General features: G+C 71.0%; 16 protein-coding genes. 6 read left to right on the top strand and 10 right to left on the bottom strand.

Annotated features, from left to right (window positions below):
- Positions 1-20: 20 nt before the first annotated feature.
- Positions 21-1,025, bottom strand: a complete 1,005-nt coding sequence (locus M4D82_RS11530) for a metal ABC transporter substrate-binding protein (RefSeq protein ID WP_249765965.1) — start codon at positions 1,023-1,025, stop codon at positions 21-23.
- 156 nt (positions 1,026-1,181) lie between these two features.
- Here M4D82_RS11530 and M4D82_RS11525 point away from each other — a divergent pair, with 156 nt between their 5' ends.
- On the top strand, positions 1,182-2,561 hold the full coding sequence (locus tag M4D82_RS11525; protein WP_249765964.1) for a glycine--tRNA ligase: 1,380 nt from the start codon (positions 1,182-1,184) through the stop codon (positions 2,559-2,561).
- Positions 2,562-2,643: 82 nt separating this feature from the next.
- Here the strand turns inward: M4D82_RS11525 and M4D82_RS11520 are convergent, their stop codons facing one another.
- From M4D82_RS11520 to M4D82_RS11505, 4 genes are all read right to left on the bottom strand, one after another.
- Positions 2,644-3,396, bottom strand: coding sequence for a VC0807 family protein (locus M4D82_RS11520; RefSeq protein ID WP_249765963.1), 753 nt, complete (start codon positions 3,394-3,396; stop codon positions 2,644-2,646).
- A gap of 105 nt (positions 3,397-3,501) precedes the next feature.
- Positions 3,502-4,095 carry a TetR/AcrR family transcriptional regulator gene (locus M4D82_RS11515; protein WP_249765962.1) on the bottom strand — a complete coding sequence of 198 codons (594 nt, stop codon included), beginning with the start codon at positions 4,093-4,095 and terminating at the stop codon, positions 3,502-3,504.
- Positions 4,096-4,116: 21 nt separating this feature from the next.
- Positions 4,117-5,157, bottom strand: coding sequence for an aldo/keto reductase (locus M4D82_RS11510; protein WP_249765961.1), 1,041 nt, complete (start codon positions 5,155-5,157; stop codon positions 4,117-4,119).
- Between the two features lie 130 nt (positions 5,158-5,287).
- Positions 5,288-6,742 carry an MFS transporter gene (locus tag M4D82_RS11505; protein WP_249765960.1) on the bottom strand — a complete coding sequence of 485 codons (1,455 nt, stop codon included), beginning with the start codon at positions 6,740-6,742 and terminating at the stop codon, positions 5,288-5,290.
- 52 nt (positions 6,743-6,794) lie between these two features.
- Between M4D82_RS11505 and dusB the strand changes: the two genes are divergently transcribed.
- From dusB to M4D82_RS11490, 3 genes are all read left to right on the top strand, one after another.
- Entirely contained in the window at positions 6,795-7,937 is a 1,143-nt protein-coding gene (gene dusB / locus M4D82_RS11500; protein WP_249765959.1) for a tRNA dihydrouridine synthase DusB, read from the top strand.
- 366 nt (positions 7,938-8,303) lie between these two features.
- Positions 8,304-11,012 carry a pyruvate, phosphate dikinase gene (gene ppdK, locus M4D82_RS11495; protein WP_249765958.1) on the top strand — a complete coding sequence of 903 codons (2,709 nt, stop codon included), beginning with the start codon at positions 8,304-8,306 and terminating at the stop codon, positions 11,010-11,012.
- 422 nt (positions 11,013-11,434) lie between these two features.
- Positions 11,435-12,463, top strand: a complete 1,029-nt coding sequence (locus tag M4D82_RS11490; RefSeq protein WP_249765957.1) for an ArsR/SmtB family transcription factor — start codon at positions 11,435-11,437, stop codon at positions 12,461-12,463.
- Positions 12,464-12,516: 53 nt separating this feature from the next.
- Here M4D82_RS11490 and M4D82_RS11485 read toward each other — a convergent pair whose 3' ends face one another.
- Positions 12,517-13,677, bottom strand: a complete 1,161-nt coding sequence (locus tag M4D82_RS11485; RefSeq protein ID WP_249765956.1) for an alkaline phosphatase PhoX — start codon at positions 13,675-13,677, stop codon at positions 12,517-12,519.
- Positions 13,678-14,063: 386 nt separating this feature from the next.
- Here M4D82_RS11485 and M4D82_RS11480 point away from each other — a divergent pair, with 386 nt between their 5' ends.
- Positions 14,064-14,471, top strand: coding sequence for a VOC family protein (locus tag M4D82_RS11480; RefSeq protein WP_249765955.1), 408 nt, complete (start codon positions 14,064-14,066; stop codon positions 14,469-14,471).
- 4 nt (positions 14,472-14,475) lie between these two features.
- On the opposite strand, the gene nirD is transcribed toward M4D82_RS11480, so the two are convergent.
- From nirD to M4D82_RS11465, 3 genes are read right to left on the bottom strand one after another with little or no spacing between them, the layout of a single operon-like run.
- Positions 14,476-14,856, bottom strand: a complete 381-nt coding sequence (gene nirD, locus M4D82_RS11475) for a nitrite reductase small subunit NirD (RefSeq protein WP_249765954.1) — start codon at positions 14,854-14,856, stop codon at positions 14,476-14,478.
- Positions 14,853-17,414 carry a nitrite reductase large subunit NirB gene (gene nirB, locus M4D82_RS11470; protein ID WP_249765953.1) on the bottom strand — a complete coding sequence of 854 codons (2,562 nt, stop codon included), beginning with the start codon at positions 17,412-17,414 and terminating at the stop codon, positions 14,853-14,855. Before nirB ends, nirD begins: the two co-directional genes overlap by 4 nt.
- 1 nt (position 17,415) lies before the next feature.
- Positions 17,416-18,690, bottom strand: a complete 1,275-nt coding sequence (locus M4D82_RS11465; protein ID WP_249765952.1) for an NAD(P)/FAD-dependent oxidoreductase — start codon at positions 18,688-18,690, stop codon at positions 17,416-17,418.
- Between the two features lie 202 nt (positions 18,691-18,892).
- Between M4D82_RS11465 and M4D82_RS11460 the strand changes: the two genes are divergently transcribed.
- A complete protein-coding gene (locus M4D82_RS11460) occupies positions 18,893-19,669 on the top strand; it encodes a sulfite exporter TauE/SafE family protein (protein WP_249765951.1) in 777 nt (258 codons plus the stop codon).
- Between the two features lie 34 nt (positions 19,670-19,703).
- On the opposite strand, the gene M4D82_RS11455 is transcribed toward M4D82_RS11460, so the two are convergent.
- The gene (locus tag M4D82_RS11455) at positions 19,704-20,321 is read right to left on the bottom strand and encodes a class F sortase (protein ID WP_249765950.1); all 618 of its coding nucleotides are present in this window, start codon (positions 20,319-20,321) and stop codon (positions 19,704-19,706) included.
- Between the last annotated feature and the right edge of the window lie 100 nt (positions 20,322-20,421).

Genomic DNA, 20,421 nt, shown 5'->3' with positions numbered 1-20,421 from the left:
CGCCTCCGTTGCTGCTGTCATCACTTGGCTCCGAGTGCCTTCTGGAGGTTCTTCAGGTTGGACCGCATGACCTCGAAGTAGTCAGCGCCCTGGGACTTGTCGCTGATTCCCTCAAGGGGGTCGAGGACGTCGGTCTTCAGGCCCGTGTCCGTGGCCAGGGCCTTGGCCGTCTTGTCGCTGGCCAGGGTCTCGAAGAACACGGTGGTGACGTTCTCCTTCTTCGCGGTCTCCTGGAGGTCCTTCATGCGGGCCGGGCTGGGCTCGGCCTCGGGGTCCACGCCGGAGATGCCCTCCTGGTCGAGGCCGTAGCGCTCGGCGAGGTAGCCGAAGGCGGAGTGGGTGGTGATGAAGGTCTTGGAGGCCGTGTTCTTCAGGCCCTCCCTGAACTCCGTGTCCAGGGCGCCCAGCTTGGCCACGAGGCCGTCGGTGTTCTTGCGGTAGTCCGCGGCGTGCTCGGGGTCGGCCTTCTCCAGCGCGGCGCCGACGCCCTTGGCGATGTCCGCGTACTTGGTGGGGTCGAGCCACACGTGCGGGTCGGCGCCGGCCTCGCCCTTGCCGTGGTCGTCCTCGGCGGCGTGGCCGTGCTCGTCGCCGTCGGTGTGCTCGTGGCCCTCCTCGCCGTGCGCGGGGCCGGAGGCGCCGTGCTCGACCAGCTTCGTGAGGGTGGCGGCGTCGACGATGTTCTTCACGCCGGACTGGGCGACGGCCTTGTCGACGGCGGGCTGGAGGGACTTGAGGTAGAGGACCACGTCGGATTGGGCGAGCTGACCGGTCTGCTGCGGGGTGATGTCCAGGTCGTGGGGCTCGACGCCCGGCTTGGTCAGGGTGTCGACCTTGACGTGGTCCTGGCCGATCTGTTCGGCGAGGAACTGCAGCGGGTAGAACGACGCCATGACGCCGAGCTTGCCGTCCTTGTCGCCGGCCGCTCCCGCGGCGGCGCCGCCGGAGCAGGCGGTGAGGGCAGCCGCGGTGAGGGTGACAGCGCCGACGAGGGCGGCCGTGGGTATGAGGCGTCGTACGTTCATGACATCCATTTTCATCCAAAATGGAAACGGTTGTCAAAAACCCAGGTGGGGCCGCCTCTGGGGGCCGCTCACAAAAGGGTCCCGATTTGATGGTGGGGGCCGGGGCGCCGGTAACCTAAGGCATTCGCCGTTCGTCCTCGTAATGAAGAGAGCACCGTGGCCGACAAGATCGAAACCATCGTCAGCCTGAGCAAGCGCCGTGGCTTCGTTTTCCCGTGCAGTGAGATCTACGGCGGCTCCAGGGCTGCCTGGGACTACGGTCCGCTGGGTGTCGAGCTCAAGGAGAACATCAAGCGCCAGTGGTGGAAGGCGATGGTCACCGGGCGTGAGGACATCGTCGGCATCGACTCCTCCGTGATCCTGGCCCCTGAGGTCTGGGTGGCCTCCGGTCACGTCGCGACCTTCTCCGACCCGCTCACCGAGTGCACCTCGTGTCACAAGCGTCAGCGCGCCGACCACCTTGAAGAGGCCTACGAGGCCAAGCACGGCCGGCTGCCCGCGAACGGCCTCGCCGACATCAACTGCCCCAACTGCGGCGTGAAGGGCCAGTTCACCGAGCCCAAGCAGTTCTCCGGCATGCTGGAGACGCACCTCGGCCCGACCCAGGACACCGGCTCGAAGGCGTACCTGCGCCCCGAGACCGCCCAGGGCATCTTCACCAACTTCGCGCTGGTCCAGACCGCCTCGCGCAAGAAGCCGCCGTTCGGCATCGCGCAGATGGGCAAGTCCTTCCGCAACGAGATCACGCCGGGCAACTTCATCTTCCGCACGCGCGAGTTCGAGCAGATGGAGATGGAGTTCTTCGTCAAGCCGGGCGAGGACGAGCAGTGGCAGGAGTACTGGATGGCCGAGCGGTGGAACTGGTACCGCGACCTCGGCATCCGCGAGGAGAACATCCGCTGGTACGACCACCCGGCCGAGAAGCTGTCGCACTACTCGAAGCGCACCGCCGACATCGAGTACCGCTTCAACTTCGGTGGCAACGAGTTCTCCGAGCTGGAGGGCATCGCCAACCGCACGGACTACGACCTGAAGGCCCACTCGGCCGCCTCCGGCCAGGACCTCACGTACTTCGACCAGGAGGCCGGCGAGCGGTACACCCCGTACGTCATCGAGCCGGCGGCCGGTGTCAACCGCGCCATGCTCGCCTTCATGCTCGACGCGTACATCGAGGACGAGGCCCCCAACGCCAAGGGCGTCATGGAGAAGCGCACCGTCATGCGCCTCGACCCGCGCCTGGCGCCCATCAAGGTCGCGGTGCTGCCGCTGTCGCGCAACCCGCAGCTGTCGCCGAAGGCCAAGGGCCTCGCCGCCGACCTGCGCAAGAACTGGAACATCGAGTTCGACGACGCGGGCGCCATCGGACGCCGCTACCGTCGCCAGGACGAGATCGGTACGCCGTTCTGCGTCACCGTCGACTTCGACACCCTGGACGACAACGCGGTGACCGTGCGCGAGCGCGACACCATGAAGCAGGAGCGCGTCTCCCTGGACCAGATCCAGAGCTACCTGGCCAGCCGCCTGCTCGGCTGCTAGGACCCGGACGGACGAAGACCGGTGGCCCGGTGCGCGACAAGCGCACCGGGCCACCGGTCTTTCACGTTCCGCCGCCGGGCGGTCAGGCCGGGGAGCCGCCGGCCGGGGCGTCCCGGTTCGCCGCTTCCTTGGCTTCGGCCTCCTGGGCCGCCGCCTCGGCGAAGCGGCGTTCGCCCTCCGCCTGGGACCGCTTGCCGTAGCGGGCCGTCCACAGGGCCAGGCCACCCAGCGTCGCGTAGATCATGAACGGGCTGATCGTGACCATGGTGTCGACGCTCAGCACGAAGGACAGCGCGACCCGGACCAGGGCCTCGACCACGTAGGCCACGCCCCACACCAGGGTCATGGTGCGCATGGTGGTGCGGAAGCCCTCGTACTGCCACAGGCCGTTCCACCACGCGGTGCTCTCGGGTGTGCCGTCGGTGGCGAACTTGCGGCCGAAGTAGAACATCAACGGGCGCGACGCGAGCAGCGTCGCCAGGCAGAGCAGCCCGAACAGCGCGGTCACGCCGGAGTCCTTGAGGAGCAGGGCGTGGGCAGAGTGGGCGCCGACGAGCGAGACGACGGCCGTGATCCCCAGGAACACCAGGGTGACGACGGCGAACTCGTCGAGCTTGCGACGCCAGGCCACGTGGATGGCGCTGTCGAGCACCGGCCAGGCGCCGCCGGCCAGCAGCGCGGCGAACTCGCTCCAGCCGTGGTCCTTGAGCATGTGGTAGGTGACGATCGGCGCGACCACGTTGAGGCCGATCGTCAGGATCCAGCCGAGCGCGGTGGCGACCCGGGAGCGGGCGGGCGGCGCCGGTCGGGCGGATGGGGCGGGCGGGCTGGACATGGTTCCCCCGATGCGTATCTGATGAGTGCGGTAGGGGGACCGTAGGGACAGATCGATGGCATGTACAAGCTGAGCCGCCCGATGCCGGTCGGCGGCGCCGCCGTCTCAGGCGCGCAGGCCCCGGATGAGGAGGGCCGTGACCGCCTCGAACTCGGTGAGGATCGTCGGTGACCGCCAGTCCGGCGCGTACTGCGGATCGTGGAAACGGCTGGTGGCGTCGAAGACGGCGCGGGCGGCGGCCGCCGCGTCCGGCGCGGCCAGCGTGCCGGCCTCGACCCCCTCCGCGATGATCCGCGCCAGCTGGTCGATCAGCTCGGTCAGATGGGCGTCGACGACGTCGCTGTTCTCGGCGAGCAGCACCGTGTACGTCGCGAACAGCTCGGGGTCGTCACCCGCCTTGTGGCGCTTGGCCTCGAACAGGGCCTCCAGCCAGGCCTCCAGCTTCGAGGAGGCGGATTCCCCGGGCCTCGAGGCGATGCCCTCCAGCATCACGACGCTCTTGGCGAGCCACCGGTCCGTGACGGCCTCGCGCAGCGCCGCCTTGGACGGGAAGTGCCGGTAGACGCTTCCGTGGCTGACGCCCAGGGCACGCGCCACGTCCACCACCGTCGCCTTGGTGGGGCCGAAGCGGCGCAGCACGTCCTCGGTGGTTTCGAGGATGCGCTCGGGGGTCAGGGGTTCGGCGGCAGCGGGTGGCATGGGTACGACCGTACAGCCGGTTCAGTGCTCGCTGTCGAGGTGGGCCATCTGGGCTTGCGGGTAGCGATCGCCGGCGGCGGCGCCCGCCGGGACTGCCTCCTCGATGGCGGTCAGGTCCGCCGGGCTCAGCTCCACTCTCATGGCACCCAGTGCCTCGGCCAGCCGGTCGCGGCGGCGGGCTCCGACGAGCGGCACGATGTCCTCGCCGCGCGAGAGCACCCAGGCGATCGCGATCTGGGCGACGCTGACGCCCTTCTCGTCGGCCACCTTGCGCAGGGCCTCGACCAGGTCGAGGTTGCGGTCCAGGTTGTCGCCCTGGAAGCGGGGGCTCATGCCGCGGAAGTCGCCGGGTGCGAGCTCGCGCTCGCGGCTGAAGTGTCCGCTGATCAGGCCCCGGGAGAGGACTCCGTACGCCGTGACGCCGATGCCCAGCTCGCGGGCGGTCGGGAGGATCTCCTCCTCGATGCCGCGGGAGATCAGGGAGTACTCGATCTGGAGGTCCGCGATCGGGGCCACGGCGGCGGCCCGGCGCAGCGTGTCCGCGCCGACCTCGGAAAGGCCGATGTGCCGTACGTGGCCGGCCTGGACGGCCTCGGCGATGGCGCCGACGGTCTCCTCGATCGGGACGTCCGGGTCCACCCGGGCGATGCGGTAGATGTCGATGTGGTCCCGGCCGAGCCGCTGGAGGGAGTAGGCCAGGAAGTTCCTCACGGCCGCGGGGCGGCCGTCATATCCGGTGAAGCCGCCCTCGACGGTCCGCAGGGCGCCGAACTTCACGCTGGTCAGCGCACGCTCGCGCGCCGCCGTCGGGGCGGTGCGCAGGGCCTCGGCGATGAGCAGTTCGTTGTGCCCCATCCCGTAGAAGTCGCCGGTGTCGAGCAGGGGGCTCACCCCGGCGGGGACGGCTTCCAGGTAGGCGTGGAGGGTGGCGAGGGATTCGGCCCGGTCGGCGTCTCCGTAGAGCGCGGACATGCCCATGCAGCCCAGACCCAGCGGGAAGACCGAGGGGCCGGAGGTGCCGAGCCGGCGGGCGGGGGCGGTGGCGGTCTCGTTCGTCGTCATGAAACGAGAATGACATGACCGATGACAGATTTCAATATCTGTCACTCGTCCGTGTGGCGGTGCCCTGGGCGAGCGCCGAAAGGATGGAGCGCCGAAGGATGGAGCGCCGAGAGGGGAGAGTGCCGCGCCCTCAGGCGTGCGGGGGAGCGCCGACCGGTTCCGGCGCCCCCGGCGGATCCGGGTCCAGCTCACGGGCCGTGCGCGCCGCCGTGGCGCGCGCCCGGGGCCCGGTCGTGGCGACGCCCACCACCAGGGTCACCAGCCCGAGCCCCGTGATGATCCACCAGGCCGGCCTGGCCGCCGTCGCGAAGTCCGCGCCGCCCGCCGTCCCGGCCGCCAGTACGGCGCCGATCACGGCGACGCCCAGCGCCCCGCCGGTCTGCCGGCTGGTGGACGCCACCGCCGCCGCGACCCCCGCCTGGGCGCGCGGCATCCCCGACACCGCCGTATTGGTGATGGGGGCGTTGACCAGGCCGAAGCCGATGCCGAACAGCACGTACCCGGCGAACATCAGCCGCGTGTTGCCCTCCGCCGAGAACGCGGCGAACAGCACCCCGCTCGCCGCCATCGTCACGCCCGCGATCAGCAGCGGCAGTCGCGGCCCCTTGCTTCCGACCAGCCGCCCCGACACCGGCGCGCACAGGAAGGCGAACGTGGCCATCGGCAGCATCCAGAGCCCGGCGTCCAGGGCGTCCAGCCCCCGCACCTCCTGGAGGTACAGGGTGTTCAGGAAGAGGAACCCCGACAGCGAGGCGAAGGCGCCGACCGCGATCACCGTCGCCCCGCTGAAGGGGGCGCTGCGGAAGAACCGGGGGTCGATCAGCGGCTCCGCCCGCCGGGCCTCGTAGACCAGCAGCCCCACCAGCGCGGCCACGGCGGTCAGCGAGCAGCCGAGGATCGCGGGCGAGGCCCAACCCCGGGCGGGGGCCTCGATGATCGCGTACGTCACCGAGCCGAGCAGCGCCACGATCAGCAGCTGACCCACCGGATCGGGCCGGCGCGGGTGCTCGGACCGGGACTCGGGGATGTAGCGCAGGGTCAACAGGAGGGCGAGCAGCCCGACGGGGAGGTTGACCCAGAAGATGGACCGCCAGCCCACCGAGTCCACCAGCAGGCCGCCGATCAGCGGTCCGGCGGCCATCGAGATGCCGACCACCGCGCCCCAGATGCCGATCGCGCGGGCGCGCTCCTTCGGGTCCGTGAAGGTGTTGGTGATGATCGACATGGCGACGGGGTTGAGCATCGAGCCACCGACGGCCTGGATCATCCGGAAGGCGATGAGCCAGTCCAGGCTCGGCGCCAGCGAGCACAGCAGGGAACCGGCCGTGAAGAGGACCAGGCCCCAGACGAAGACCTTGCGCCGCCCGATCCGGTCCCCCGTGGAGCCGGCGAACATCAGCAGCGAGGCGAGGACCAGCGTGTACGCGTCGATCGTCCACTGCATGCCCGAGACCGAGGCGTTCAGATCGCGGCGGATCGCGGGGAGGGCCACGTTCAGGACGGTGTTGTCGAGGCTGACGATCAGCAGGCTCGTGCAGCAGATCGCCAGGACGAGCACGCGCCGCCCACGACTCATGTGATGCATGCCGCCGATAGTACGGATAACTAACGACCGCCGCGTGCGGGACAATGGGGGGATGACCACGCTCCCTCCGCCCCTCGCGATCGGCCCGCACACCGTGCAGCCGCCGGTGGTGCTCGCGCCGATGGCCGGCATCACCAATGCCCCGTTCCGCACCCTCTGCCGCGAGTTCTCCGGCGGCAAGGGGCTGTTCGTGAGCGAGATGATCACGACCCGCGCCCTGGTCGAGCGCAACGAGAAGACCATGCAGCTGATCCACTTCGACGAGACGGAAAAACCTCGCTCGATTCAGCTGTACGGGGTGGACCCCGTGACGGTCGGCAAGGCGGTCCGCATGATCGTCGAAGAGGACCGCGCCGACCACATCGACCTCAACTTCGGCTGCCCGGTCCCCAAGGTGACCCGCAAGGGCGGCGGCTCGGCCCTGCCGTACAAGCGCCATCTGCTGCGCGCGATCCTGCGCGAGGCCGTCGCGGGCGCCGGCGACCTGCCGGTGACGATGAAGATGCGCAAGGGCATCGACGACGAGCACCTCACCTACCTCGACGCCGGCCGGATCGCCGTCGAGGAGGGCGTCACCGCCATCGCGCTGCACGGCCGCACCACCGCCCAGCACTACGGCGGCACCGCCGACTGGGACGCCATCGCGCGCCTCAAGGAGCACGTCCCGGAGATCCCCGTGCTCGGCAACGGGGACATCTGGTGCGCCGAGGACGCGCTGCGCATGGTGCGCGAGACCGGCTGTGACGGCGTGGTCGTCGGGCGCGGCTGCCTGGGTCGGCCGTGGCTGTTCAACGACCTGGTCGCGGCGTTCGAGGGGCGTCCTGAAGACTTCCACAAGCCGACGCTGCGGGAGGTCGCGGCGACCATGCTGCGGCACGCGGGGCTGCTGGGGGAGTGGATCGGCGACGAGGCGCGCGGGGTGATCGACTTCCGTAAGCACGTGGCCTGGTACCTCAAGGGTTTCGCCGTCGGGTCCGAGATGCGGGGCAAGCTGGCGGTCACCTCCTCCCTGGCCGAGCTGGACGCTCATCTGAGCGAGCTCGATTTGGATCAGCCCTGGCCCGAGGGGGCCGACGGACCTCGGGGGCGGACGTCCGGAAACAACCGGGTTGTCCTGCCCGAGGGCTGGTTGAAGGACCCTTACGACTGCGCCGGCGTCAGCGAGGACGCCGAGCTGGACACCTCCGGAGGCTGACAAATCGCCCTCCGCGAGGCGTGATATACGCCACGCATGATGGAGGTTTCGCTCAGATGAGCAGGAAGGTCACGGGTAAGACTTTCAAAGGGTGGCACTGGGTGCCACCCTTTGTGTGTTCAAGAGTTGAACGCAAACGTATCGATGATCGCTCATCCGAGCGTGATCAGGCCTCTGTGAGCACCTCTCCCTTCGGGATGTGAAGGGTGATCGGGTGTTCTCATTACCAGTGGGTTACTTTCGATCCGGTGGCGCTCGGGTGGTTACGGCCACATGACCGCCAAGTGGACATACCCAGAAGCCTTCGATCTGGGTATGTTCCTCGCCGTCAGGGCAGCCACCCGAGTCCTCGAGGAGTCGAGACCCGTGTCGGAAAACAAAGATCAGAAGTTCGTCTACGACTTCACCGAGGGCAACCGGGACCTCAAGGACCTTCTCGGCGGCAAGGGGGCCAACCTCGCCGAGATGACCAACCTCGGTCTCCCCGTTCCTCCCGGCTTCACCATCACCACCGAGGCCTGCAAGGTCTACCTGGAGAGCGGTACGGCTCCGGTCGCGCTGCGCGACGAGGTCAGCGAGCACCTCGCCGCCCTCGAAGCGAAGATGGGAAAGAAGCTCGGTCAGTCGAACGACCCGCTGCTGGTCTCCGTCCGCTCCGGTGCCAAGTTCTCCATGCCGGGCATGATGGACACGGTCCTCAACATCGGCCTCTCCGACGAGTCCGTCACCGGCCTCGCCACGCAGGCCGGCAACGAGCGCTTCGCGTGGGACTCGTACCGCCGTCTGATCCAGATGTTCGGCAAGACCGTCCTCGGCGTCGAGGGCGAGCTCTTCGAGGACGCCCTCGACGAGGCCAAGGCCGCCAAGAAGGTCACCGTCGACACCGACCTCGACGCCGCCGACCTCAAGAAGCTGGTCAAGGTCTTCAAGAAGATCGTCGCGAAGGAGGCCGGCCGCGAGTTCCCGCAGGACGCCCGCGAGCAGCTCGACCTCGCCGTCGAGGCCGTCTTCAACTCGTGGAACACCGACCGCGCCAAGCTCTACCGCCGCCAGGAGCGCATCCCCGGCGACCTCGGCACGGCCGTCAACATCTGCTCCATGGTCTTCGGCAACCTCGGCCCCGACTCGGGCACCGGCGTCGCCTTCACCCGTGACCCCGCCAGCGGCCACCAGGGCGTCTACGGCGACTACCTGCAGAACGCGCAGGGCGAGGACGTCGTCGCCGGCATCCGTAACACCGTCCCGCTCGCGGACCTGGAGGCCATCGACAAGGCCTCGTACGACCAGCTCATGACGATCATGGAGACGCTGGAGACCCACTACAAGGATCTCTGCGACATCGAGTTCACCATCGAGCGCGGCCAGCTGTGGATGCTCCAGACCCGCGTCGGCAAGCGCACCGCCGGCGCCGCCTTCCGCATCGCCACCCAGCTCGTGGACCAGGGCCTGATCGACGAGGCCGAGGCCCTCCAGCGCGTCACCGGCCACCAGCTCGCGCAGCTGATGTTCCCGCGCTTCGACGAGGACGCGAAGACCACCCTGCTCGGCCGCGGCATCGCCGCCTCCCCGGGCGCGGCGGTCGGCAAGGCCGTCTTCGACTCGTACACGGCCGTCAAGTGGTCCCGTTCCGGCGAGAAGGTCATCCTGATCCGCCGCGAGACCAACCCCGACGACCTCGACGGCATGATCGCCTCCGAGGGCATCCTGACCTCCCGCGGCGGCAAGACCTCGCACGCCGCCGTCGTCGCCCGCGGCATGGGCAAGACCTGTGTCTGCGGCGCCGAGGAACTCGACGTCGACACCAAGCGCCGCCGCATGACGGTCGGCGACACCGTCATCGAAGAGGGCGACGTCGTCTCCATCGACGGCTCCACCGGCAAGGTCTACCTCGGCGAGGTACCCGTCGTACCGTCCCCGGTCGTCGAGTACTTCGAGGGCCGCATGCACGCCGGTGCCGACGACGCCGACGAGCTCGTCGCCGCCGTGCACCGGATCATGGCCTACGCCGACCGCGTCCGGCGCCTGCGGGTGCGGGCCAACGCCGACAACGCCGAGGACGCGCTGCGCGCCCGTCGCTTCGGCGCCCAGGGCATCGGCCTGTGCCGCACCGAGCACATGTTCCTCGGCGAGCGCCGCGAGATGGTCGAGCGCCTGATCCTCGCGGACACCGACGAGGAGCGCGACGACGCCCTGTCCGCGCTGCTGCCGCTGCAGAAGAAGGACTTCATCGAGCTGTTCGAGGCGATGGACGGCCTGCCCGTCACCGTCCGCCTGCTCGACCCGCCGCTGCACGAGTTCCTGCCCGACATCACCGAGCTGTCGGTGCGCGTCGCCCTCGCCGAGTCCCGCAAGGACGCCAACGAGAACGACCTGCGCCTGCTCCAGGCCGTGCACAAGCTGCACGAGCAGAACCCGATGCTGGGTCTGCGCGGTGTCCGCCTGGGCCTGGTCATCCCCGGCCTGTTCGCCATGCAGGTCCGGGCGATCGCCGAGGCCGCGGCCGAGCGCAAGAACGCCAAGGGCGACCCGCGCGTCGAGATCATGATCCCGCTCGTGGGCACCGTCCAGGAGCTGGAGATCGTCCGCGAGGAGGCCGACGCCGTCATCGCCGAGGTCGAGGCCGCCACCGGCACCACCCTCAAGCTGAGCATCGGCACCATGATCGAGCTGCCGCGCGCCGCGCTGACGGCCGCGCAGATCGCCGAGGCCGCGCAGTTCTTCTCCTTCGGCACGAACGACCTGACCCAGACGGTGTGGGGCTTCTCCCGCGACGACGTCGAGGCCAGCTTCTTCACCGCGTACCTGGAGAAGGGCATCTTCGGGGTCTCGCCGTTCGAGACCATCGACAAGGACGGCGTCGGCTCGCTCGTGCGCCACGCGGTCAAGCAGGGCCGGGCCACCCGCCCCGACCTCAAGCTCGGCGTCTGCGGCGAGCACGGCGGCGACCCGGAGTCGGTGCACTTCTTCCACGAGGTGGGCCTCGACTACGTCTCCTGCTCGCCGTTCCGCATCCCGGTGGCGCGCCTGGAAGCCGGCCGTGCCGCCGCCGAGGCGAAGGGCTCCGACAGCCGCTGACCCTCGTCGCCCCCTGATCACCGCGGCGGTCCCACGAAGCCCGCAGCGGTCGCGCCCGCCCCCGGTCCCTGACCTCCGGGGGCGGGCGCATCCTTCTATTCGAAGCAGGATGGGCGGGTATTCAACGAAGTCTTTACGGCACCAGGCGGTGGACGGATCCCCACCCGTCCACCGCCTGACGCCTATCCGCCAGGCACGTCGGCGCTTCCCGATGCGACCGACCGCCAGGCCCCGCAAAGCCCCCCACGGCCTTCGCGGAGCGTTTCGGTCGCACCGGAGTGTGCCTGGCGGACTACAGGATTTCGCTTGTCACGCCCCTGCCGAAAGGGGTTTCAACTGTGGCCGAAAGGGCGTGGTGACCACGTGTGACGGCATGCATACTCATGGGGCGGGGGGATTGCGGTTGCACAGGTGGGGGTTCGGTGCTTCGTATCCATTTCACTGGAGTGGACCTGGCACGCGTACGGATGGCAGGGCGTCCCGATGCGTTGTGGGAAACGATTCTTAGTTTTCACCGCTTAAGAGACCGGCGTGACGCCCGGCTGTTCGGTGATTGGCGTACAGAAACACGGAGCCGGTTGAATAGTGAAACAAGGCTGCTCGGTGCCTTGATACCGGCTCGCGGCTATTTCCCCGATTTCCTGACGCCCTCCGAGGGCCAGTACGGGTGGGACATGGGCCTCGACGCCCTGCGCGGGCTGCGTCCCGAGCGGCTGCGGCGCGAGCTGTCCCTCGTCGGCGCGGGCGCCGGCAGCGGCTTCGGCGCGGCTTTCGGGACGCCACCGCCCACCCGGTTGCGGGAATTCATGGACGGCGGCACCAAACACCTGCCGCGGCTCCTCGGCGAACTGCGCGGCTACCACCGGGCCGCCGTGGAGCCCTACTGGACGCACATCCAGGCGCAGATAGAGGCCGAGCGGGCCGCTCGCGGCCGGGCCCTGCTCGACGGGGGCGCCGACGAACTGCTGGCCTCGCTGCCGCCGATGCTGCGCTGGCGGGCGCCGGTCCTGGAGTGCGAGTACCCCGTGGACCGGGACGTACGGCTGCGCGGACGCGGGCTGCTGCTCCAGCCGTCCTTCTTCTGCCGCCGCACCGCCGTGACCCTGCACGACCCGGAGCTGCCGCCCGTGCTGGTCTACCCGGCCGCCGCCCAGCTGGCCTCCGGGGCCGCCGGCGGCGAGGCGGCCCGGCCCGCGGAGGAGCAGCGTCAGCGGACGCTGGGCAAGCTCGTCGGGCACACCCGTTCGGTGGTGCTGCGGGCCATCGGCGACGGCGCCACCACCAGCGAACTGGCCCGCCGCGCCGGGGTCTCCCTGGCTTCGGCGAGCCAGCACGCCTGCGTGATGCGCGAGGCGGGCCTCGTGACCACGCTGCGCCACGGCAACGCGGTCCTGCACACCGTGACGCCGCTCGGCGCGGCCCTCCTCAAGGGCGGCGCCGTGGTGTCGTGACGCGGCCGGGTCCGGGAGCGCCTACGCGGCCCCGGACCCGGCCCCGACCGTCGTCACACCCGGAACGGGCCCGTGACCTCGTAGGTGATGCCCGCGGAGGAGCTGCCGCTCGTGCCGCGCTGGCTGCTGAAGTAGAGGCGGTCACCGGCCGGGGAGAAGGCCGGGCCGGTGATCTCCGAGGAGGACTGGCCCGTGATCCGCAGGAACGGCGCCACCACGTCGTCCGGGGTGATCAGGCATATCTCCATGTTGCCGCCGTCCTCGGCGATGTACAGGTCGCCGTACGAGGACCCGGTCACGTTGTCCACACCGGTCAGCGGGGTCGCGCCGCCGGGGACGAGGGAGTCGTCGTAGGCCAGCTCGTAGGTGTTCGTCGTCAGGTTGAGCTGCCAGACGCGGTTGTCGCCCTTGGTGGTGAACCAGACGGTGTCGTTCGCGTAGTGGCAGCCCTCGCCGCCGTTGAACTTCTTCGCGCCCGAGACCTGGCTGCGGGTGGCGGTGGGGTAGCCGTCGCGGTCCGGGACGTTGGCCCAGGTGAAGGACCCCGAGGTGGCGGTGGAGGCCTTGAGGACCTGGAGCGTGCCCGAGGAAAGGTTTCCCCAGGTGGTCGGGACGAAGCGGTAGAAGCAGCCGTCCGACTCGTCCTCCGTCAGGTAGACCACCTTGCGGACGGGGTCGGCGGCGGCCGCCTCGTGCTTGAACTGCCCCATCGCCGGGCGCTGGACGGCCGCGTTCACCCCGTACGGGTCCGTCTCGTACACGTAGCCGCGGCTGACCTCCTCGCAGGAGAGCCAGGTGTTCCACGGGGTCTTGCCGCCCGCGCAGTTCTGCCGGGTGTTGGACAGGATGCGGTAGGCGCCGGTCACCGTGCCGGAGGAGTCGAACTTCACGGCGCTCGCGCCGCCGCTCGGGTTGATCTCCGAGTTCGACACGTAGATCCAGCCCGTGCCGTCGACGAAGCAGGCGCCGCCGTCGGGGGCGCTGTGCCAGCGGTACGAGGTGCCCGGGACGGTCTGGCCCGACCGGGCGATCACCCGGCTGGTGAAGCCGGCGGGGAGCATGATGCCGTTCGCGTCGGCCGCGCCGAGGGCCCCGTACGGGCCGGCGCCGGGCTGGGCGGGAGCCGCGTAGGCGGCTCCGTGCATGAGGGTGCCGGCGAAGGCGGCGGCCGAGGAGCCGATCACAGCACCGCGCAGGAAGGTACGACGTTCCACGGTCACTCCTGTGGGAGGAGGGCCCCGCGTCCGGTCGGACGCGGGGTCGCACGCGTCGAGGAACCTAGAGGCGTCGAGTTGACGTCACGTCAACACCTCATGACGCGGGAGCGACCGGCGTGGGGTCAATCTCCTCGCGCCGACTTCCGCACACCGGGGCGGCCTTCCGTGGGACCCATGCGCCCCGCACGCCCCAGGGGCCTCCGCCGCACCCCTGACGTACCCTCGCAACCCCCTCTGACCTGCACTGATGTGTCCGTCGGAAGAAACTTCGAAAAAATCCCGCCGTCCGCGATGAGTTTCCGCAGGCCCGCCGGTCTACCTCTCGAAAGCGCCCGACACCGCAGGGCGCGCCACCGAGCACCACCGAGGAAAGAGAGACCGGCATGACCGCCACCATGATCTTCGTCAACCTGCCCGTGAAGGACCTGGAGGCGACCAAGGCGTTCTGGAGCAAGCTCGGCTACTCCTTCAACGCGCAGTTCACCGACGAGAACTGCGCCTCCATGCCGATCAGCGACACCATCGTCGCCATGTTCCTCACCGAGGCCCGCTACAAGGACTTCACCCACAAGGCCATCGCCGACGCGCGGACCACCTCCCAGGTGCTGCTGTGCCTGAGCGCCGAGAGCCGCGCCGCCGTCGACGAGCTGGTCGACGGGGCCCTGGCCGCCGGGGCCACCGAGCCCCGCCCGGCCCAGGACCACGGCGTCATGTACGGCCGGGCCTTCGACGACCTCGACGGCCACACCTGGGAGATCATGTGGATGGACCCGGCGATGGTCCAGGGCTGAACCGCTAGGCGGAAACGGGGACGGGCGCGGGGACGGGCACGGCGACGGGCCCGGCGACGCCGGCGGCGGTCCGCACCGGATACGTCCGGACCGCCACGTCCTCGTCGTCCAGGCAGCGCCCCGACTCCAGGTCGAAGCGCTGCTTGAGCAGCGGCGAGGCCACGAACGGCCGGCCCGCCGCGCAGCCCACCAGCCCGCGCGAGAGCACGTGCGCGCCGGTGAAGGGGTCCTGGTTGGCGATGGCGTACGGGCGCCCCGCGCGGTCGACGAACACCGCGACCTGGCTCCCGTCGGGCAGCAGGACCGCCACCCCGCGCCCGGGGACCAGCGAGGACAGCTCGCACACGGTCAGCCGGCCCTCGGGCAACTCCAGTTCGACGGTCATCGGACGGCTCCTTCCACGGTCGGGACACTCGGGACGCTGGGGACGCTGGGAATGGTCAGGACGGTCAGGTCCGGCTTGACCTGGTCTCGCTCGGGCACGAACCGCACGGTCGGGTCCGGGGCCCCTGGCGCGTTGACGAAGGACACGAACCGGCGCAGCCGCTCCGGGTCCCGCAGGGTCTCGGCCCACTCGTCGCGGTAGTGCGCGACGTGGTCGGCCATCAGCGCCTCCAGCTCGGCGCACAACCCCAGCGAGTCGTGCACGACCACGTCCCGCAGGTGGTCCAGCCCGCCCTCCAGCCGGTCCAGCCAGGTCGAGGTGCGCTCCAGCCGGTCGGCGGTGCGGATGTAGAACATCAGGAACCGGTCGATCAGGCGCACCAGTTCGGCGTCCGACAGGTCCTGGGCGAGGAGGTCGGCGTGGCGCGGCGTGGCCCCGCCGTTGCCGCCGACGTAGAGGTTCCAGCCGCTCGCCGTGGCGATCACCCCGAAGTCCTTGCTCTGCGCCTCCGCGCATTCGCGGGCGCAGCCGGAGACCGCCGACTTCAGCTTGTGCGGGGCGCGCAGACCCCGGTAGCGCAGCTCCAGGTCGATGGCCATGCGGACGCTGTCCTGGACCCCGTAGCGGCACCAGGTCTGCCCCACGCAGGACTTCACCGTCCGCAGGGCCTTGCCGTACGCGTGCCCGGACTCGAATCCGGCGTCGACGAGGCGGGCCCAGATCCGGGGGAGCTGGTCGACGCTCGCGCCGAAGAGGTCGATGCGCTGGCCGCCGGTGATCTTCGTGTAGAGGCCGAAGTCCCGGGCCACCTCGCCGATCACGATGAGCTTGTCGGGGGTGATCTCGCCGCCGGGGATGCGCGGGACGACCGAGTACGAGCCGTTGCGCTGGAGGTTGGCGAGGAAGTGGTCGTTGGTGTCCTGGAGGGCGGCCTGCTCGCCGTCGAGCACGTAGCCGCTGGCCCCCAGGGTCGGGGCGAGCGAGGCGATGATCGAGCCGACGGTGGGCTTGCACACCTCACAGCCGTCGCCGCCGCGCGCCGCCTCGCGGCCGTGGCCGTCGAGGATCTCCCGGTAGGAGGTCAGGCGCCGGGTGCGGACGATCTCGTAGAGCTCGGCGCGGGTGTACGGGAAGCAGCCGCACAGCCCCTTGTCGCCGGCGGCCGGCAGCAGTTGGCCGATGACCTTCAGGCAGCTGCCGCAGCCGGTGCCGGCCTTCGTGCACTTCTTGACCTCGGGCAGCGTCGCGCAGGCGGTGATCGCCTTCTTCGTGACGTTGTGGCAGGAGCAGATCACCGCGCTGTCGGGCAGCGCGGACGGCCCGAGCTGTGCGGCGGGACCGAGTCCGGCCGGCAGCACCAGCTGCTCGGGGGCGACGGGCGGGACGCTCCCGGTCAGGGGGCGCAGCAGCCCGTAGGAGTCCGCGTCGCCGACGAGCACCCCGCCGAGCAGGACCCCGTCGGGGGAGACGACGAGCTTCTTGTAGACGCCGGAGCGGGAGTCGGACCAGACGACGTCCAGGCTGTCGGGGGCGGCTCCGTGCGCGTCACCGAAGGAGGCGACGTCCACGCCGAGCAGCTTGAGCTTGGTGGACAGGTCGGCGCCGGTGAACTCCTTCTCGCGGCCGAGCAGGTCCTCGGCGGCCGTCTCGGCCATCTCGTAGCCGGGCGCGACCAGGCCGTAGACGCGGCCGTCGCAGGCCAGCGCGCACTCGCCGATGGCGTAGACGCGCGGGTCGGAGGTGCGGCAGCGGGAGTCGACGGCGATTCCGCCGCGCTCGCCGACGTCCAGGCCGCTGTCGCGGCCGAGCTGGTCGCGGGGGCGGACGCCGGCGGAGAAGACGACGAGGTCGGCGTCGACGGTGGAGCCGTCCGAGAGCCGCATGCCGCTGACGCGGCCGTCCTCGCCGGTGAGCACCTCCTGCGTGCCGACGCCGGTGTGCACGGTCAGGCCCATCGACTCGATGGTGCGCAGCAGGGCCGCGCCGCCGCCCTCGTCGACCTGTACGGGCATCAGGCGCGGCGCGAACTCCACGACGCGAGTGGCGAGACCGAGGCCCTGGAGCGCGCCGGCCGCTTCGAGGCCGAGCAGCCCGCCGCCGACGACCGCGCCGCGCGTGCGGCCCTTCGCGTACTCCTCGATGGCCAGGAGGTCCTCGATGGTGCGGTACACGAAGCAGCCGGGGGCGTCCTTGCCGGGGACGGGCGGCACGAAGGGGTAGCTCCCGGTCGCCAGCACCAGGACGTCGTACGCGAACACCTGCCCCGAGCGGGAGGTCACGGTGCGGGCGGCCCGGTCGATGGACTCGGCGGGGTCGCCCAGGCGCAGGTCGATGCCGTGGCGCTCCATGAACCCGTCCGGGGTCAGGGAGAGCTCCTCGGCGGAGCTGCCCGAAAAGTACGAGGTCAGGTGCACGCGGTCGTAGGCCGGCCGGGGCTCCTCGCAGAGCACGGTGACGCGGTGCGTGGCCGTGGCCCCGCGCTCGGCGAGCGCCTCCAGGTAGCGCTGGCCGACCATGCCGTGGCCGATCAACACGATCGCGGGCAAGGGCTCGGTCATCTCAGTGGCCTCCGTCGTCGGTGAGCAGGTGGAACAGGTCGTGCAGTGATTCGTCGCCCTCCCAGGTGCGGGCGAGGGCGCCCACGGTGGAGAGCTCGCCGAGCAGGACTCCGCCGACCAGGCGGTCGCCGCGGACGACGACCTTGCGGTAGGTGCGGCGGGTGGCGTCCGCGAGGCGGACCACGTCGTCTCCGGGGAGCGCGGTCGGTTCGCCGAAGGCGGCGAGGTCGAAGTGGCCCGTGCCCTCGGTGGTGAGGGTGAGGCGGGTGAGGGCGCGGGTGCCGGTGTACGGGGCGTGGTGCGCGGCGTGGGCGGGCCCGGCGGGGGCGTCCGGGGTGGCGGTCAGGAGCGCGGCGAGGGCCTCGGCCTGTTCCAGGGCGGGGCCGGCCAGCCCGTACACCCGGCCCGCGTGCTCGGCGCAGTCGCCGATGGCGTGGACGTGGGGGTCGCTGGTGCGCAGCCGGTCGTCGACCACGACGCCCTTGCGGACCTCGATCCCGGCGGCCTGGGCGAGGCCGACGCGGGGCCGCACGCCGCAGGCGAGGACCACGAGGTCGGCGTCGAGGCGGTAGCCGTCGGCGAGTTCGACGCCGGTGACCGGGCGGCGGTCCGCGTGCGGGGCGGTGGTCAGGCCGCGGACGCGGCAGTGGGTGTGGATTTCCACACCGAGGGTGCTCAGGTGGGCGTGCAGCAGCGTCGACGCGTCGGCGTCGAGCTGGCGCTCCATCAGGCGCTCCGCCTGCTGGGCGAGGACGACCTGCGCACCCCGCGCGGCCAGCGCGCGGGCCGCCGACACCCCGAGGAGCCCGCCGCCGATCACCACCGCGCGCACGCCCGGACGTACGGCGGCGGCCAGGGCCAGGCAGTCGTCCATGGTGCGAAACGCGTGGACCCCGTCGGGGAGTTCCCGTCCGTCGGGGGCGAACAGCCCGCGCAGCGGCGGAAGCACCGGGTTCGATCCGGTGGCCAGGACCAGGGTGTCGTAGCGCTCCACGGAGCCGTCGTCGCAGTGCACGCCGCGCTCCGCGCGGTCGACGCGCACCGCCCGAACGCCCCGGCGCAGGGTCGGGCCGGGGTCGGGGAGCGCGGTCACCTCGGGGGCGTACCGGCCGGCGAGCACCTCGGCGAGCAGCACCCGGTTGTAGGGGGCGTGCGTCTCCTCGCCGAGGACGGTCACGTCGGGGGCGGAATCGGAGGCGGAGGCGGTCAGCCGCGCGGCGAGCCGCAGGCCCGCCAGGCCGCCGCCGATCACCACCACACGCTGCTTCGAGGTCATGGCACGAGCGTGCGCGCCCGCTGTTTCCCCTCGGGATCGCTCCTGTTACCCGGACGGAACGCCGACCTCAGCGCCGGGATCGGGCGCCCGTGAGGCACTCCCCGCCCGCCCGGACCGGCGGCCCGCCGGGCGAAGCTCAACCTTTGCGCAAGTTTCCGGGGATCGATGGGTTCTGCATGGATCCGGTCCATAGGGTCGGCCCGTGCCTGACATATCAACGACCATGATCATCGTGCTCTGCGTGGCCGCCGCGGCGGCCGGCTGGATCGACGCGGTGGTGGGCGGCGGCGGACTGCTGCTCCTGCCCGCCCTGCTGCTCGGCCTGCCGAACGCCCATCCCGCCGCCGTCCTCGGGACCAACAAGGCGGTGGCGATCGTCGGCACCACCGGAGCGGCCGTCACCTACGTCCGCAAGGCCCCGGTGGACGTGAAGCTCGCCGTCCGCATCGGCCTGGCCGCGCTCGCCGGCTCGATGGGCGGTGCCCTGCTCGCCGGCGGCATCAGCAAGGACGCGATGCGGCCGCTGATCATGGGCGTCCTCGTGGTGGTCGCCGGAGTGGTGATCTTCAAGCCCGGATTCGGCACCGCCCCCTCCACCTCGCCCGTCTCCCGCCAACGGGTCCTGCTCGCCATCGCCCTCGCCGGACTGGGCATCGGCTTCTACGACGGCCTCATCGGCCCGGGAACGGGCACCTTCCTGGTCCTCGCCCTCACCGCGCTGCTCCACCTCGACCTGGTCACCGCCTCCGCCACCGCCAAGATCGTCAACGTGTGCACGAACGCCGGCGCGCTCGCGATGTTCGCCTACCAGGGCATGGTGCTGTGGCAACTGGCGGCCCTCATGGCCGCCTTCAACCTGGCGGGCGGCATGCTCGGCGCCCGGATGGCGCTCAAGAAGGGCAGCGGCTTCGTGCGGGGCGTGCTGCTGACGGTGGTCGGCGCGCTGGTCGTCAAGCTCGGCTTCGAGCAGTGGGGATGACACGGGGGACAGCGGGGCGGCGCGTTCAGCGCGTTCAGTACGCGCCCGTGAGGTGGGCGAAGACCACCACGTTGCCCTGGTAGCCGGTGCGCGGGGAGAAACCGCCGCCGCAGGTGATCACCCGCAGCTCCGCTCGTGGCGAAGGCCCGTAGACGCGCGCGTCGGGGAAGTCCCGCGCGTCGTGGACCTCGACGGCGTGGACGGTGAAGACGGCCGTCCGTCCGTCCGCGCGCGCCACCTCGATCGATGCCCCGCGCCGCAGCGCGCCCAGGTGGTAGAAGACCGCCGGGCCACTCGCGTCGTCGACGTGGCCCGCGACCACCGCGGTGCCCGTCGCCCCCGGGGTGGTGCCGTCGCGGTACCAGCCCGCCAGATCGCGCCGCGCGGGCGGCGGCACCTCGAGCCGGCCGTCACGGTCGAGGCCGAGCCCGGTCAGCGGGGCGTCGACGCGCAGGGAGGGGATCCGGATCCGCGTGGGCGGGGAGCCGGGGAGCGGGGCGATGCTCCCGGGGTACGAGGTCTGCGCGCTCAGCGCCTCGGCGGGGGAGGGCAGCGGGGGCCGGACGGTCTCGCCGGTGCCGCTGGTGACGAGCCAGACGCCGACGCAGGCGGCGAGGGCGACCAGCCGGCCGGTGCGCCCGGAGGTTCCCATGGCGGCCTCCTCGTCGTGGCGTACGGAGGACAAGGCCGTCGCCCGGCCCCGCGAACGGGGGGACCTCGCGGGGCGGGCGACGGGGGACGGTACCGGTCGG

The organism is Streptomyces sp. RerS4, assembly GCF_023515955.1.
Lineage (GTDB): Bacteria > Actinomycetota > Actinomycetes > Streptomycetales > Streptomycetaceae > Streptomyces.
The sequence above is the reverse complement of the archived record's forward strand: the minus strand, read 5'-3'. Positions and strand labels throughout refer to the sequence as shown.